The sequence below is a fragment of the Entomohabitans teleogrylli genome (assembly GCF_001484765.1).
In the GTDB taxonomy this organism is placed as follows: Bacteria; Pseudomonadota; Gammaproteobacteria; order Enterobacterales; family Enterobacteriaceae; genus Entomohabitans; species Entomohabitans teleogrylli.
In genome coordinates this window covers 91,694-107,730 of sequence record NZ_LLXO01000016.1, presented here as the reverse complement: position 1 = coordinate 107,730, position 16,037 = coordinate 91,694, and the positions used below count along the sequence as shown (strand labels likewise).

General features: G+C 55.6%; 12 protein-coding genes. 9 read left to right on the top strand and 3 right to left on the bottom strand.

Features of this window, described 5'->3' with window-relative positions:
- The first annotated feature begins 166 nt into the window (after window positions 1-166).
- Window positions 167-2,227: a polyphosphate kinase 1 gene (gene ppk1, locus AQ981_RS18695; RefSeq protein WP_058913266.1), complete on the top strand. Its 2,061-nt coding sequence runs from the start codon at window positions 167-169 to the stop codon at window positions 2,225-2,227.
- Window positions 2,228-2,232: 5 nt separating this feature from the next.
- Window positions 2,233-3,768, top strand: a complete 1,536-nt coding sequence (ppx, locus tag AQ981_RS18690; RefSeq protein ID WP_058913265.1) for an exopolyphosphatase — start codon at window positions 2,233-2,235, stop codon at window positions 3,766-3,768.
- Window positions 3,769-3,786: 18 nt separating this feature from the next.
- Here the strand turns inward: ppx and AQ981_RS18685 are convergent, their stop codons facing one another.
- A complete protein-coding gene (locus AQ981_RS18685; protein WP_058913313.1) occupies window positions 3,787-6,030 on the bottom strand; it encodes a sensor domain-containing phosphodiesterase in 2,244 nt (747 codons plus the stop codon).
- A gap of 363 nt (window positions 6,031-6,393) precedes the next feature.
- Here AQ981_RS18685 and AQ981_RS26290 point away from each other — a divergent pair, with 363 nt between their 5' ends.
- The 7 genes from AQ981_RS26290 (at window position 6,394) to AQ981_RS18655 (ending at window position 12,596) form a co-directional block, all read left to right on the top strand.
- Window positions 6,394-6,597: a YfgG family protein gene (locus AQ981_RS26290; RefSeq protein ID WP_071608943.1), complete on the top strand. Its 204-nt coding sequence runs from the start codon at window positions 6,394-6,396 to the stop codon at window positions 6,595-6,597.
- 554 nt (window positions 6,598-7,151) lie between these two features.
- A complete protein-coding gene (locus AQ981_RS18680) occupies window positions 7,152-7,643 on the top strand; it encodes a DUF6130 family protein (protein ID WP_058913264.1) in 492 nt (163 codons plus the stop codon).
- A gap of 137 nt (window positions 7,644-7,780) precedes the next feature.
- Entirely contained in the window at window positions 7,781-8,752 is a 972-nt protein-coding gene (locus AQ981_RS18675) for an alpha/beta fold hydrolase (RefSeq protein WP_249226341.1), read from the top strand.
- Window positions 8,753-8,847: 95 nt separating this feature from the next.
- A complete protein-coding gene (locus tag AQ981_RS18670; protein ID WP_058913263.1) occupies window positions 8,848-9,588 on the top strand; it encodes a response regulator in 741 nt (246 codons plus the stop codon).
- The gene (locus tag AQ981_RS18665; RefSeq protein WP_058913262.1) at window positions 9,585-10,895 is read left to right on the top strand and encodes an ATP-binding protein; all 1,311 of its coding nucleotides are present in this window, start codon (window positions 9,585-9,587) and stop codon (window positions 10,893-10,895) included. The genes AQ981_RS18670 and AQ981_RS18665 overlap by 4 nt, the downstream gene beginning before the upstream one ends.
- 147 nt (window positions 10,896-11,042) lie before the next feature.
- Window positions 11,043-11,300: a YdgH/BhsA/McbA family protein gene (locus tag AQ981_RS18660; protein ID WP_058913261.1), complete on the top strand. Its 258-nt coding sequence runs from the start codon at window positions 11,043-11,045 to the stop codon at window positions 11,298-11,300.
- Window positions 11,301-11,405: 105 nt separating this feature from the next.
- Window positions 11,406-12,596 (top strand): cytochrome c biogenesis protein/redoxin, encoded by a 1,191-nt coding sequence (locus AQ981_RS18655; RefSeq protein ID WP_058913260.1) that lies wholly within the window; start codon window positions 11,406-11,408, stop codon window positions 12,594-12,596.
- Window positions 12,597-12,919: 323 nt separating this feature from the next.
- On the opposite strand, the gene guaA is transcribed toward AQ981_RS18655, so the two are convergent.
- Entirely contained in the window at window positions 12,920-14,497 is a 1,578-nt protein-coding gene (gene guaA, locus AQ981_RS18650; RefSeq protein ID WP_058913259.1) for a glutamine-hydrolyzing GMP synthase, read from the bottom strand.
- A 68-nt stretch (window positions 14,498-14,565) separates the two neighbouring features.
- Window positions 14,566-16,032 carry an IMP dehydrogenase gene (gene guaB / locus AQ981_RS18645; protein ID WP_058913258.1) on the bottom strand — a complete coding sequence of 489 codons (1,467 nt, stop codon included), beginning with the start codon at window positions 16,030-16,032 and terminating at the stop codon, window positions 14,566-14,568.
- Between the last annotated feature and the right edge of the window lie 5 nt (window positions 16,033-16,037).

Sequence of the window (16,037 nt, the reverse complement as noted above, 5' to 3'; positions counted from 1 at the left end):
ACACAGCATTTATTCAGCATGTTTCTGTAAGAAAGGCCGCTCTGCGCGCGCAAGAGGCAGCCTGCGGCCTGGCAGTAGAGTTGGACATCTTCAGGCAAAGCTCGCCATAATAGCCGACAGGACGAATTTAGCACGCCCTGCATTAAGAACCGGAGTGTGAGTCGTAATGGGTCAGGATAAGCTTTATACCGAAAAAGAACTAAGCTGGTTGTCGTTCAATGAACGGGTACTCCAGGAAGCGGCCGATAAAATTAACCCACTGATCGAGCGGATGCGTTTCCTCGGCATTTATTCCAACAACCTTGATGAGTTTTATAAGGTCCGTTTTGCCGAACTGAAGCGGCGCATTTTGATCAGCGAAGAGCAGGGATTAACCTCTCACTCGCGCCATCTGTTGGGCAAAATCCAGACCCGGGTTCTGAAGGCCGATCAGGAATTCGATGCCCTGTATAACGACCTGCTGCTGGAAATGGCCCGTAATCAGATCTTTCTGATCAACGAACGCCAGTTGTCGCCAAATCAGCAGGTCTGGCTACGTCACTATTTTAAGCAGTTTCTGCGTCAGCACATTACCCCGATCCTCGTCACCCGCGAAACCGATCTGGTGCAGTTCCTGAAAGATGACTACACCTATCTGGCGGTAGAAATCATCCGCGGCGAGGAGATCCGCTATGCGCTGCTGGAGATCCCTTCCGATAAGGTTCCGCGCTTCGTCAATCTGCCGCCGGAAGCGCCGCGCCGCCGCAAGCCGATGATCCTGCTGGATAACATCCTGCGCTACTGTCTGGACGATATCTTTAAAGGCTTCTTTGACTATGACGCCCTGAATGCCTACTCCATGAAGATGACCCGCGATGCGGAGTATGATCTGGTACATGAAATGGAGTCCAGCCTGCTGGAACTGATGTCCTCCAGCCTGAAACAGCGCCTGACCGCCGAACCGGTTCGTTTTGTCTATCAAAGGGATATGCCTGACGCACTGGTCGAGATGCTGCGCGAGAAGTTAACGATTTCCCGCTATGATTCCATCGTGCCCGGCGGTCGCTACCACAACTTCAAAGATTTCATTAGCTTCCCCAATGTCGGAAAAGCTAACCTGGTCAACAAGCCGCTGCCGCGCCTGCGCCACCTCTGGTTTGATAAATTTCGCAACGGCTTCGACGCGATTCGCGAACGCGATGTTCTGCTGTATTACCCGTACCACACCTTTGAGCATGTCCTGGAGCTGCTGCGCCAGGCCTCGTTCGATCCCAACGTACTGGCGATCAAAATCAATATTTACCGGGTGGCGAAAGATTCGCGCATTATCGAATCGATGATCCACGCGGCCCACAACGGTAAAAAAGTCACCGTGGTGGTGGAACTGCAGGCGAGGTTCGACGAAGAGGCCAATATTCACTGGGCGAAGCGCCTGACTGAAGCCGGGGTGCACGTGATCTTCTCGGCGCCGGGCCTGAAGATCCACGCCAAGCTGTTTTTAATTTCCCGCCGCGAAGGGGAAGATGTGGTGCGCTACGCGCATATCGGTACCGGAAACTTTAACGAGAAGACCGCCCGCCTTTATACCGACTATTCATTACTCACCGCCGATGCGCGCATTACCAACGAAGTGCGCCGGGTATTTAACTTTATCGAAAACCCGTATCGACCGGTGACCTTTGACTATTTGATGGTCTCGCCGCAGAACTCGCGGCGCCTGCTGTATGAGATGATCGATAAAGAGATCGCCAGCGCTCAGAACGGCCAGCCGGCGGGGATCACGCTGAAGCTGAACAACCTGGTGGATAACGGGCTGGTGGATCGCCTGTATACCGCTTCCAGCGCCGGCGTCGAAGTGAATCTATTAATCCGCGGTATGTGTTCGCTGATTCCCCAACTGGAAGGCATCAGCGAAAATATCCGGGTTATCAGTATCGTCGATCGTTATCTGGAACACGACAGGGTCTATATTTTCGAAAACGGTGGAGATAAAAAAGTCTTCCTGTCCTCGGCGGACTGGATGACGCGCAATATTGACTATCGCATTGAAGTTGCCGTCGCGCTGCTCGATCCGCGCCTGAAACAGCGGGTGCTGGATATCATCGAAATTCTGTTCAGCGACACGGTGAAAGCGCGCATTATCGACAAAGAGCTGAGTAATCGCTATGTTCCGCGCGGCAATCGCCGTAAGGTGCGCGCCCAGTTAGCGATTTACGATTACATAAAATCTCTGGAACAGCCTGAATAACCACTATGCCGATATCTCAACCCCATCAACGTCCGCAGGAATTTGCTGCGGTCGACCTCGGCTCCAACAGCTTTCACATGGTCATCGCCCGCGTGGTGGATGGCGCGCTGCAAATCATCGGCCGCCTGAAACAGCGCGTTCATCTGGCCGATGGCCTGGACGCCAATAATAACCTGACCGAAGAGGCGATGGAGCGCGGTCTGTCCTGTCTCGCGCTGTTTGCCGAACGGCTACAGGGCTATCCGGCGGATAATGTCACCATCGTCGGTACTCATACGCTACGCCAGGCGGCCAACGCGTCGGATTTTCTGAAACGCGCGGAGCAGGTCATCCCCTACCCGATCGAAATTATTTCCGGAAACGAAGAAGCGCGCCTGATTTTTATGGGGGTGGAGCACACTCAGCCGGAAAAAGGCCGCAAACTGGTGATTGATATTGGCGGCGGATCCACAGAACTGGTGATTGGCGAAGACTTCGAACCGGCGCTGGTGGAAAGCCGCCGTATGGGCTGCGTGAGCTTCGCCCAGCTCTTTTTCACTAACGGAGAAATTAGCCCCGAAAACTTCCGCCGCGCGCGCCTTGCCGCCGTGCAAAAGCTGGAAAGTCTGGCATGGCAATTCCGCCTGCACGGCTGGAATGTGGCGCTCGGCGCTTCCGGCACCATCAAAGCCGCTCACGAAGTACTACTGGAATTGGGCGAGAAAGATGGTCTTATCACCCCGGAAAGGCTGGAAACACTGGTGTCCGAGGTGCTGAAATACAAAACTTTCGCGACCCTCAGCCTGCCCGGTCTTTCCGAGGATCGTCAGGCGGTCTTCGTGCCCGGCCTGGCCATTCTGTGCGGGGTTTTCGACGCTCTGAACGTCCAGGAACTGCGCCTGTCCGACGGTGCGCTGCGCGAAGGGGTTCTGTATGAAATGGAAGGCCGTTTTCGCCACCAGGACATCCGCGTGCGCACCGCGCAAAGTCTGGCCAATCAGTACAATATCGACAGCGACCAGGCGCGCCGGGTGCTGGAAACCACGCTAAAAATGTACGATCAGTGGCAGCAGCAGTGCCCGAAACTGGTCAACCCGCAGATGGAGGCGCTACTGAAATGGGCGGCGATGCTGCATGAAGTCGGCCTGAACATTAACCACAGCGGTATGCACCGCCATTCGGCCTACATCCTGCAAAACAGCAATCTGCCCGGATTCACCCAGGAACAACAGATGCTGATGGCCTCTCTGGTGCGCTTCAGTCGCAAAGGCATTCGTCTGGAGGAACTTCCGCGCTTTACGCTGTTCAGAAAGAAGCAGTTCCTGCCGCTTATCAAGATGCTGCGTCTGGCGATACTGCTCAATAACCAGCGCCAGGCGACCACCACGCCGCCCTCGCTGGATTTAGAGATTGACGACCATCACTGGACGCTGTGTTTTCCGGCCAACTGGTTCAGCCAGAATGCGCTGGTGCTGCTCGACCTGGAACGTGAACAGCAGTACTGGGATACCGTCGCCGGCTGGAAGCTGATTATTACTGAACGCCCCGACGCCGTCGCATAAATAATACCCGGGCCGGGGCTATGCCCCGCCCGCCGCCGGCTCTTTAACCTCCAGCAGCGTCGACAGCGGCACCGGCCGGCCAATCGCATATCCCTGAAGATAATCAATGCCTAAATGTTCCACCGCGGCGCGAATCTCATCGCTCTCCACATACTCGGCAACAATCTGCATTTTTTTAACCCGCGCCAACTGACATATCGACTCAACAATCTGGTAATCGAGGCTGCTGGTAAGGATATTGCGGATAAAGCTGCCGTCAATCTTCATGATGTCGGCATTCATATCGCGCAGGCGGGCATAGCTGGCATAGCCGGTACCAAAATCGTCAATCGCGATCCGGCAACCGATATCCTGGAGCAGGCTCAGCGTCTGATTCGCCTGGGCCAGATTGGTCAGGCTATTGCTCTCCGTCACTTCAAATACCAATTGCCATGGCTCAACGCCATATTTGTGAATCAGCGCTTTCACATCATCGGCGAAATGCGCGTTACAGACCGAAGAAGGGGTCAGGTTCACTGCCAGACGCAACCCGGGAAGCTCTTCACGATGCTGTTGCATAAAGGCCAGCGTAGATTCCAGCACCCAGAGATCGATCTTTGAGGATAAACCAAACTCCTGGGCCACCGGCAGGAAGCGATCCGGCAGATATACCGTGCCATGCTCATCCGACATACGCAGCAGGATCTCATAATAAACATCGCCGCGAATCCCCTGCACCGGCTGAGCCGCCAGCAGAAAATAGTCGTGATCGAGGGCGTTTTGCAGATGGTGCAACATGTCCACCTTCTCACGTACCGCATTCTGGATCTGTCGGGCGCCGTTAGGCAGCAGGCTTTCCGGCCGGTTGGTGGTGATCGATACATCGGCCATAGTGCTCATTTCACCGAGCAGCAAATGGAGAAACTCCACCGGATGGCGCACATAGCAGTAGCTGATCCCGACCTGAGGCTGTAACGGCATGCCATCCCAGTAAAAGCGGAACTCGCGTATGTAGCGGTCAATATCCTCGATATGCTGGCGGTGCGACTCGCCGTTCAGACGCATCACCAGTTCATTCCCGGCCATCTGATAGACAAACTCGTCCTTACGCAGCCTGGCGCGCAAATAGGCCGCCAGTTGCTGTTTATACTGAATTCGCAGCATGATCCCATAGTTGCGCCCCAGCAATTCCAGCCCGGGAACGCGCAGGAAGCAAATCGCTGACCACGCATATTTGCTGATATCCTTACTCAGCGCCCGCAGATTAGGAATATGAACAATCGGATCAATATACGCCAGACGACGAACCCGTGAGTACATCTGACGCTGGCGGGTCGTCACCAGCGCCATCAGAACAATCGAAAATGAAAATACGGCAAAGCAGGAGGTAGTGATCGCTATCTGTAATTTATAATCCTGCGACTGGGGAATATATAAATAAAAATAGTGACACAAAATAATCAGCACTATCGTCCAGATGTTGGTAATAAATAAATAGCCAAAGCGCATCGCCCCCCACAGCATCACCGGCAAAATAAGCGTTAAGGTATAGTTAGTATTAAATATGGTGCTGGACTCATTGAGAGGAACCAATAAAAGGGCCATAAAAATCAGCATGATAACCACCCATAGCGCAATCTCCATACGGGTAGTGGCAGGGTGAAACTGAGCGCGCATTCTGGAAAAGAAACTAAATAAAAACGCCGGATGGCGAATCATTCGGATAATAAAATAGCTCAACGGTACGCCGGTAAGACTGCCGACCAGTATCGCCTGGTAATTAATCAGCGTAGTAATCTGTAGCGGGTTTTTACCTAACAGACTGCTCTGAATATCATATAAACCAAAAAACACCGCAACCTGATAAAAGAAAAAGAACAGCGTCGCGTTACAGAATACCAGCCAAAACATACGCATTAAGGTATATTTAAGATGACCAAATGTGACCCGACTACGCTGCTGTGAAAATATCTTATAGCCCCCCCAGCTAATCGTCAGCGGGAGCAAGTAGTGGAATACGCCGGTCGCGGTATCAACAATGCCTCTGGCCGGGAGATAATACACCACGATTGCCAGAATAATCCCCGGCAGCGCGGCCCAGTCAAAAATAATCATTAACGCCATCATCACGGCATGCGGCAAATAATAAAGCGCAATGCGAATATCGCCCAGGTAACTATTGGCGTTACACAGCGCCGCCAGCGGCAATAACGCTGACGGTAGCAGCAAAGGAAGCAACCACCATTTATTTTTATTTACATCATACCAGTTAGCAAATCGCATTTGATGCTCTTCATCTTTACCAGCGTCCGGAATGGTCGAATCAAACGGACCGGATATCCAGACCGGCCACAAAAACTGCCCCAAAGAATTTCAGGCGCAGAGCGGAGGGTAGATTCTATTTCGCTACCCAAAGTACCTATTGACTCAGGTCAACATTTACCAACACAATCCTTGCTCCCCGCGGTTTTATCGCTTCATCACACATATTTAATCTTAAATATTAATACATCCCTCTACTCACATAACATTTGTGAATATTTTTTGCTGACGCTTTTTTACATGCCAACCATTGACCCTACCCGTTGACTATGCCTAAATGGGCTCGTCGCCCACGCTTGATGGGTAAACGGTAAGGATTATTTTGTGTCACAGGCAACGGCTATGCGAAAACGACATCGGTTTAACGGCCGCATGACGCGCATTGTACTCCTCATCAGCTTCTTGTTTCTCTTCGGTCGTTTGATCTACTCTTCCATTGGCGCCTGGCATCATCATCAGGAAAAAGTTCAGCAGACTCAACAGACAACCCCAACCGGTAGCCTTAATACACCGACGTCTCTGCGCTAAACCCGCTGATTATCGTTCACCGTCAGGTAATTTGTCGAGAGCTTATCAGCAAATCGATACTGGACTTATCTCTTTCCTGCCCATCAACAAAAGCAGGTAAAATAGCTACGCCAGCACATACCACCCCCTATAAAGAAAAAGTAGTGAATATCGCCATAAATGACCTGTTAACAGAAAATTCAACTATTTCCTCAGGCTTTTTCCTGATTCCAGGCCAGTAACGCTTTAAGTGATAAGTAATGGACATCGCGGCGCTGATTGGCAAAATAGGAATTATTCGCCAGAAATTCACATCCCGAAATAGCGGGAAAATTCCTGGAAAAACAGCTCGATAGCCACTCCGCACATTAATTCAGATCAGATCTTTTTTCCGTCTCGCCCCGCAGCGCACCTGCTGCGTCACCTGCACTGTATCGTAATGTATCAACCTGCCGCTCACTTACACGGCGATGCAATAAGCCTGCTTTATGCAAACAATCGCTATACATGGCCGTGTTCTCCTGTCGTTGTCACCTATCCTTCATCTGGATGGCTCACTCAGAGGAGATATCGCAATGCTACGTAAACTGTTACTGATACCGCTGCTCATTTTTACCTCTGCAACCTGCGCCTGGGCAGAAAAGCTCAACCAACTTAGCGCCGCTGATGTGCTCGGCCCTGCCGCCGTCGCGCCGCCCGACCATCCCCAGCCGCCGGCCAGGCTGATTGTCGATCCGCCGCTGGCCGGCCCGCTGCGCAAAGGCGCGGTGTTTATTCAGTATCGGGCGGAGAATCTGCGCATCGAACCGGTTTTCGGCCCCGAGGCGCTCAGGGTCACCCCGCGTATCGGCCATATTCATGTCATTGTCGACGACAATCCCTGGCACTGGGCGGATGCCAGCGGAGAGCCGGTGATTCTGGTCGGGTTACCCGCCGGCAAACATAAAGTCACCATCACTCTGGCCGATCCCACCCATAAACCTCTCGATAGTAAAACCGTGGAATTCACCGTCCCCCCTCACGAGCCAGCCGCACACGACGCGCATCCGCAGGCCGTGCGTCAATAAACGGTCAGTACAGCTTGCTTAACGATTTACCCGATGAGTTCGCCGCTGCTTACGGATGACGTTGGCCGCTGCGCAACAAACGCCTACTTCACTCTGTGTCTCAAGGAAAACAAATGAAAATGATCACGCGAAAATCCATGCTGGCAGCGCTGATACTGGCCTCGGCAGGCAATACGGCTCTGGCCGCCCAAAGCATTGAAGACTATGCGGCGGCATTTAAAGAGGTCCGGCAGATTAATGCCGGCGTGCTAAATGTTGGCTATGTTGATATTGGTCCGCGCGACGGCGAAGCGGTGATTCTGTTGCACGGCTGGCCCTACGATATCAATAGTTATGCCAGCGTCGCGCCACAGCTGGCGGCGAAAGGTTATCGCGTCATCGTGCCTTACCTGCGCGGCTACGGCAATACGCGCTTCCTCTCCGCCGATACGCCGCGCAACGGTCAGCCATCAGCGCTGGCCGAAGATACCGTCGCGCTGATGGATGCGCTGGGGATTAAACAAGCGGTTTTCGCCGGTTTTGACTGGGGGGCGCGTACCGCTGACATTGTGGCGGCACTGTGGCCGGAGCGCGTGAAATCTCTGGTATCGGTCAGCGGCTATCTAATTGGCAGCCAGGAAGCCGGCAAGAAACCGCTAGCGCCGAAAGCGGAATTGCAGTGGTGGTACCAATTCTATTTCGCCACCGAACGCGGCCGCGAAGGCTACAGTAAAAATACCCATGATTTCGCCAGACTTATCTGGCAACTGGCCTCGCCGGGCTGGAAGTTCAGCGACGCGACGTTCAATCAAAGCGCCGCAGCGCTGGATAATCCCGACCACGTCGCGGTCACCGTCAGTAACTATCGCTGGCGCCTGGGACTGGAAAACGGCGAGCGACGCTATGATGCCTTTGAGAAAAAACTGGCCGCTCTGCCGGTAATCAGCGTTCCGACCATCACCATTGAAGGGGATAACAACGGCGCGCCGCATCCGGCCCCGGAAAGCTATCGGGCGAAATTCAGCGGCAAATATGAACACCGGACATTCAGCGGCAATATCGGCCATAACCCGCCGGCAGAAGATCCGCAGGATTTTGTTAAAGCGGTGGTGGATGCCGCGGCAATGTAAACGGCGTTGCCCAACCGCGACCAGCGAGGCAGACCGGATCACCTGCGCCGGTCTGTCTCAATTTGTTGTTTATCATCCGCACGCCGGAGGACCATTTGGAGCATATTGATCACATCCTTGTCGTCGATGACGATCGCGACATCCGCGAGCTCATCACCGACTATCTGATTAAATCCGGTTATCGCGCCAGCGCCGTCGCCAATGGCCGGGAGATGCGCGCCGTACTGACCAACAACCACATCGATCTGGTGGTGCTGGACATTATGATGCCGGGAGATGACGGTCTGACGCTGTGCCGCCAGTTGCGCAGCGATACTCAGCGTAATCTGCCGATACTAATGCTCACCGCGCGCAGTGAAGATACCGACCGCATTCTCGGGCTGGAAATGGGCGCCGACGACTATCTGGTGAAACCTTTTGTCGCCCGGGAGTTGCTGGCGCGTATCAAAGCGATTCTGCGCCGCACCCGGGCGCTGCCGCCAAACCTTCAGGTGACCGAGGCCGGCAGAATTATCGCCTTCGGCGACTGGCAATTAGACACTTCGGCACGCCATCTGCTGGATCATGATGCGACGATTGTGGCGCTGAGCGGCGCTGAATACCGGCTGCTGCGCGTGTTCCTCGATCATCCGCAGCGGGTATTGTCGCGCGACCAGCTACTCAACCTGACCCAGGGGCGCGATGCCGAACTGTTTGAGCGTTCTATCGACCTGCTGGTGAGTCGCCTGCGCCAGCGGCTGCGCGAAGACGCGCGCGAACCTGCCTATATCAAAACGGTACGCAGCGAAGGCTATGTCCTCGCCGCGCCGGTTATCATCAAAGAGGCTAACTCATGACCCTGTGGCCGCGCTCGCTGCTATCGCGTTTGCTGCTGATTGTGCTGCTCGGCCTGCTGCTGGCTAACGGTATGACGCTGGCCAGCCTGATGCTTGAGCGGATGAGCAGCGCCAAAAACGTGATGCTGGGTAATCTGGAATACGACGTGGCAACCAGCGTGGCGATCCTCGATCGCCTGCCGCCGGAAGAACGCCCGCAGTGGCTGGATAAGCTGGCGCGCGGCAATTATAGCTATTCTCTGTCCCGGGGGATGGCTGGCCCGTATCCCACCAGTTGGCGCTCGCGCGATGCGGTACGCTCATTGCAGGAAACCCTTGGCGGCCGCTACCAAATGAGTATCAGCGCGATTGCGGGTCCGCGCGAACATATTCAGGTCCATCTGACACTGCACGACGGCGCGCCGTTAACTCTCGACCTGTGGCCGCGGATGCCGGCTATCGCCCGCTGGTTGCCGGTCGTGTTAATCGGCCAGTTGCTGTTATTGCTGTGTTGCGCCTGGCTGGCGGTACGCCAGGTAGTGCGGCCTTTTATCCGCTTTACCGAGGCCGTGGAGGCGCTGGAACCGACATCGGGCGCGACGCTGACCCTGCCGGAAAGCGGTCCGAAAGAGGTACAGCAGGCGGCCCGGGCCTTCAATGCCATGCAGATGCGCATTCAGGCGTACCTGAAAGAGCGAGCGCAGATCCTCGCCGCCATCTCACACGATCTGCAAACGCCGATCACCCGCATGAAACTACGCCTGGAAATGTCAGAACAGCCGGAGCTGCGCGACAAGCTGCTGGCCGATTTAGACAATATGAGCCGGCTGGTGCGCGAGGGAATTGCTTTTGCCCGCTCGGCGCAGGTACTGGAGGAGAAACGCCAGACTGTCAGCCTGAACGCGTTTTTCGACAGCATCGCCTGCGACTATCAGGATATTGGTAAAGCGGTCAGCTTCCTGCCCTGTCACGGCGACGATCGTTTCGCGGTACGTCCGCAGGCATTACGGCGCATTATGACTAACCTCATCGATAACGCGCTGAAATTCGCCGGCGCGGCGCAGATCACCCTCAGCGCGCCGCAGCAGGGCCATGTGGAATTGCACATCCGCGACAATGGACCGGGGATCCCGGAAAGCGAACTACAGGCCGTGGTGGAACCCTTTTACCGCGTGGAAACCTCACGTAACCGCCACACCGGGGGCACCGGACTCGGCCTGGCGATCGCCTCGCAATTGATTAGCCAGATGGCGGGCACTTTAACCCTCAGCAACCAGCCGCAGGGCGGCCTTGACGCACGTATTACCCTGCGCGAGAAGTCATTGTAGCTTTATGTATCTGCTCCCCCTGCGCACACGGAGACTGACAAATCCGCAGGGGTTCGGACACGTCGTGAACACATCAGGCAGGTGTAATGGCCTCACTGCCGGATAAGGCAGTTACCCGTCTCCCTGATTCTGTTTACGAGGTCGCTTATGAAAAAGTTCCTGCTTGCCGTACTTACCGTTACCAGCGTTTGCGCTTCTGCTTCTTCCTTCGCCGTCCAGGAAGTGGAGCATGTCGATGGCCTGCATAAAATCGGCACCGTCTCCGACAGCAGCGGTGCGGTTTCGTTGTCAGAACTGGAAAGTCACTTACAGGCAAAAGCGCAGAAAAAAGGCGCCAGCGCGCTGCGCATTATTTCCGTCGACGGCAACAACATCCTCTCCGGCAGCGCGGATATCTATCGCTGAAAGCGTCGCGCCCACTGGCTCCTCAGCCATAGCGCCAGCCGCGCCGGGTTACCGCCGGGCAACTGATGCGGCTGGCCGTCACTCAATCAACAGGAACCCATACTTATGTCGCTGATAATCGCTTTTTTAGCCGGCATGCTGACGCTGCTTAGCCCCTGTACCCTGCCGGTTATTCCTCTGGTTTTTGCCAGCGTCCGCGGTAAAACAGGCCAACTGGCGGCGCTGCTCACCGGAATGGTGATGGTGTTTACCGCCGTCGCGCTACTGGTTTCGGTTACCAGCCACTGGGCGGCCGGCGTCACCACCGTTGGCCGCTGGCTGGCGCTGGCTTTCCTGACGCTCAGTGCGCTGGCGCTGCTGTCCACCCGGGTGGCGCAATTCATTAGCACGCCGCTGGTGGCGCTGGGTAACCGTCTCAATGACGCCAGCAACCGCCGTCGCGGACTGCTCCCGGCCCTGCTGGCAGGTATGGCGATAGGCCTGCTGTGGTCGCCCTGCGCTGGCCCGGTGCTCGGGGCGATCCTCAGTCTGGCGGTGAGCGGTCAGGCACCGGTTTCCGTCGGCCTGTTGCTTGTCGCCTATGGCAGCGGTTGCGCGCTGATGCTGGTCCTGCTGTGGGCGGCGGGTCGCGGTGTGGTGGCGCGGCTGCGCCCGGGTCTGGTCATCACAGCGCGTCTGCGCCAGCTCGCCGGGGGATTAATGCTGGCATCGGTGGTATTGATTGCTTCCGGCTCACAAAGCGTGTTGCAAAGCGCGCCGGCCTTCGCGCAGAACCTGGAACTGTATCTCAGTCAGCGTCTGTCGCTACAGCGTCCTGGTGTACAACCGCAACTGGTGGTTGAACCGCAAACCACCAGCGCCATGCCCTCACTGGCGGGGGGAACCCACTGGTTTAACAGCGTACCGCTGAGCAACGCCGCGCTGAAAGGTAAAGTGGTCCTGGTGGATTTCTGGACCTTCGACTGCATTAACTGCCAGCACACCCTGCCGCACGTGCGTGAGCTGACCAACAAATACCGGGCGGATGGACTGGTGGTGTTGGGGGTGCATACCCCGGAATATCCGTGGGAGCGTAATCCCGACGCGGTAGCCAAAGCCATTAGTGACTGGCAACTGCCCTACCCGGTGGTCGCCGATAATAACTATGCCATCTGGAACCGGTTCGCCAACCAGTACTGGCCGGCGCAGTACATTTTTGATGTCCATGGCAAACTGCGTTACAGCCATTTTGGCGAACAGGACTATGACAATCAGGAACAAGTCATTCAGCAACTACTGAAGGAAGCCCGCGCCTGAATGAGTGAGTAGGTATAAATATACACGTCAGAGGAATGATAAAAAGCCCGCAGTGACGCGGGCTAATAGCGGTGTTTTACTGCTTTTACGTGCAGGCTGTTGCCAGATCCGTAGTATGGTTTTGCCGCTTGATACCGTCAGAGGGTCTGACGGTACAATGGGTGGCTTTTCACACCGCCTCTGACTATACCATCATCCGTACCGTTAAAATGCGCGAGATTTGGTGAGACGAGGTGACACCGCATGTCACCCCTAAACCCTTGCAGGCACTGCGTTTAAACGGGTTGGTGATATCGCCTGAGACAGCGTGAGGCTATCTTAGATCACTCCCACTCAATGGTCGCCGGCGGTTTACCGCTGATGTCATACACCACACGGGAAATGCCGTTCACCTCATTGATAATGCGGTTGGAAACGCGCCCCAGGAAGTCATACGGCAGGTGCGCCCAGTGGGCGGTCATAAAGTCGATGGTTTCTACTGCGCGCAGAGATACCACCCAGTCGTACTTACGGCCATCGCCCATCACACCAACGGAGCGCACCGGCAGGAATACGGTGAACGCCTGGCTGACTTTGTCGTACAGATCCGCTTTACGCAGTTCTTCGATAAAGATAGCGTCGGCACGACGCAGCAGATCGCAGTACTCTTTCTTCACTTCTCCCAGCACGCGCACGCCGAGACCCGGCCCCGGGAACGGGTGGCGGTACAGCATGTCGTACGGCAGGCCCAGCTCCAGACCGATCTTACGCACTTCATCTTTGAACAACTCTTTCAGCGGCTCCACCAGCCCCATCTTCATCTCTTTCGGCAAACCGCCGACGTTATGGTGGGACTTGATGACGTGCGCCTTACCGGTCGCTGAAGCTGCTGACTCGATCACGTCCGGGTAGATAGTCCCCTGCGCCAGCCACTTCACCTCTTCCAGCTTCAGGGCTTCTTCATCGAACACTTCCACAAATACCCGACCAATGGTTTTACGCTTGGCTTCCGGATCGGCAATCCCGGCCAGCGCATCCAGAAAACGCCCTTCCGCCGGTACGTGGACAATGTTCAGGCCAAAGTGATCGCCGAACATTTCCATTACCTGCTCAGCTTCATTAAGGCGCAGCAGACCGTTGTCGACAAACACGCAGGTCAGGCGATCGCCGATGGCGCGGTGCAGCAACATCGCGGTCACCGAAGAGTCCACTCCGCCGGACAGACCGAGGATCACTTTGTCGCTACCCACCTGCTGGCGAATACGCTCTACCGCATCATCAATGATTTTAGCCGGCGTCCACAGCGCTTCGCACTGGCAGATATCGCGCACAAAACGCTCCAGCAGGCGCAAACCCTGGCGGGTGTGGGTCACTTCCGGATGAAACTGCACGCCGTAAAAACGTTTCTCTTCGTTCGCCATAATGGCGAACGGGCAGGTTTCAGTGCTGGCAACGGTCACGAAATCGGACGGAATGGCGGTAACTTTATCGCCATGGCTCATCCAGACATCAAGCAACGGTTTGCCGGCTTTGCTCAGCGCGTCTTCAATGCCGCGCACCAGCGCGCTGTCGCTGGTCACTTCAACCTGCGCATAGCCGAACTCGCGTTCGCTGGAACCTTCAACATGGCCGCCAAGCTGCATCGCCATCGTCTGCATGCCGTAGCACACGCCCAGCACCGGTACGCCGGCTTCAAATACATACTGCGGCGCGCGCGGGCTATTTTGTTCGGTGGTACTTTCCGGACCGCCAGACAGGATGATCCCGCTGGGGTTAAACTCACGGATTTGAGCTTCGGTGACATCCCATGCCCATAGTTCGCAATAGACACCCAGTTCGCGAACGCGGCGGGCAACCAACTGTGTGTACTGAGAACCAAAATCAAGAATCAGGATGCGATGTTTATGAATGTTTTCCGTCATTGACGCTAATTCCGAGGCAAATGAAACAGATGAAATAAATCGCCCGACACAAGGTCGGGCGAAGAAAATCAGGAGCCCAGGCGGTAGTTGGGCGACTCTTTGGTGATCGTCACGTCGTGGACGTGGCTTTCCTGGATACCCGCACCGCTGATGCGCACAAATTCAGCCTTCGTACGCAGCTCGTCGATAGTACCACAGCCGGTCAGACCCATACAGGAGCGCAGACCGCCCATTTGCTGATGGATAATCTCTTTCAGACGGCCTTTATACGCCACCCGGCCCTCGATCCCTTCCGGCACCAGTTTGTCCGCCGCATTGTCGCTCTGGAAATAACGGTCGGAAGAGCCTTTGGACATCGCGCCCAGCGAGCCCATGCCGCGATAGGATTTGTAAGAACGTCCCTGGTAGAGCTCAATTTCACCCGGAGATTCTTCGGTACCGGCCAGCATTGACCCCACCATAACCACGCTTGCCCCGGCGGCAATCGCCTTGGCGATATCGCCGGAGAAGCGGATACCACCGTCGGCGATAACCGGAATACCGGTACCTTCCAGCGCTTCCACCGCATCGGAAACGGCGGTAATTTGCGGAACACCAACCCCGGTAACAATACGGGTAGTACAGATAGAGCCCGGGCCAATACCCACTTTCACCGCGCTGACGCCAGCCTCGGCCAGCGCACGAGCGCCGGCGCCCGTCGCCACGTTACCGCCGATAATTTGCAGATCCGGATATTTGGCGCGGGTTTCGCGAATACGCTGCAGCACGCCTTCAGAATGACCGTGGGACGAGTCGATCAACAGCACGTCCACGCCGGCGGCGACCAACGCATCGATACGCTCTTCGTTGCCGGCGCCGGCGCCAACCGCGGCCCCAACCCGCAGACGCCCCTGTTCGTCTTTACAGGAATTCGGTTTACGCTCTGCTTTCTGGAAATCTTTCACCGTGATCATCCCCAGCAGATGGAACTGGTCATCCACGACCAGCGCTTTTTCAACGCGCTTCTCATGCATTTTCGCCAGCACCACATCACGCGCTTCGCCTTCACGTACGGTGACCAGGCGCTCTTTCGGGGTCATATAAACGCTGACCGGCTGGTCGAGATCGGTAACAAAGCGCACGTCGCGGCCGGTGATAATCCCAACCAGTTCATTATCATTGGCAATGACCGGGTAGCCGGCAAAGCCATTGCGCTCGGTCAGCTCTCTCACTTCACGCAGAGTAGTGGTGGGAGATACCGTCTGCGGATCGGTCACCACGCCAGACTCATGCTTTTTCACCCGACGGACTTCTTCCGCCTGGCGCTCAATAGACATGTTTTTATGGATAAAACCGATGCCGCCCTCCTGAGCCAGCGCAATCGCCAGCCGCGCTTCAGTAACGGTATCCATCGCCGCGGAGAGAACCGGAATATTCAGGCGAATGGTTTTGGTCAGCTGGGTGCTGAGATCGGCAGTGTTCGGCAGAACAGTGGAGTGAGCGGGAACAAGGAGAACGTCGTCAAACGTCAGGGCTTCTTTAGCGATACGTAGCATGGCAA

What these genes read in the sequence shown, in the direction of transcription:
- AQ981_RS18675 (WP_249226341.1), top strand. Translation starts at nt 7,781, where the DNA reads ATGCTGGCAGCGCTGATACTGGCCTCGGCAGGCAATACGGCTCTGGCC.
- guaA (WP_058913259.1), bottom strand. Translation starts at nt 14,497, where the DNA reads ATGACGGAAAACATTCATAAACATCGCATCCTGATTCTTGATTTTGGT.
- ppk1 (WP_058913266.1), top strand. Translation starts at nt 167, where the DNA reads ATGGGTCAGGATAAGCTTTATACCGAAAAAGAACTAAGCTGGTTGTCG.
- AQ981_RS18655 (WP_058913260.1), top strand. Translation starts at nt 11,406, where the DNA reads ATGTCGCTGATAATCGCTTTTTTAGCCGGCATGCTGACGCTGCTTAGC.
- ppx (WP_058913265.1), top strand. Translation starts at nt 2,233, where the DNA reads ATGCCGATATCTCAACCCCATCAACGTCCGCAGGAATTTGCTGCGGTC.
- AQ981_RS18685 (WP_058913313.1), bottom strand. Translation starts at nt 6,030, where the DNA reads ATGCGATTTGCTAACTGGTATGATGTAAATAAAAATAAATGGTGGTTG.
- AQ981_RS18665 (WP_058913262.1), top strand. Translation starts at nt 9,585, where the DNA reads ATGACCCTGTGGCCGCGCTCGCTGCTATCGCGTTTGCTGCTGATTGTG.
- guaB (WP_058913258.1), bottom strand. Translation starts at nt 16,032, where the DNA reads ATGCTACGTATCGCTAAAGAAGCCCTGACGTTTGACGACGTTCTCCTT.
- AQ981_RS18660 (WP_058913261.1), top strand. Translation starts at nt 11,043, where the DNA reads ATGAAAAAGTTCCTGCTTGCCGTACTTACCGTTACCAGCGTTTGCGCT.
- AQ981_RS18680 (WP_058913264.1), top strand. Translation starts at nt 7,152, where the DNA reads ATGCTACGTAAACTGTTACTGATACCGCTGCTCATTTTTACCTCTGCA.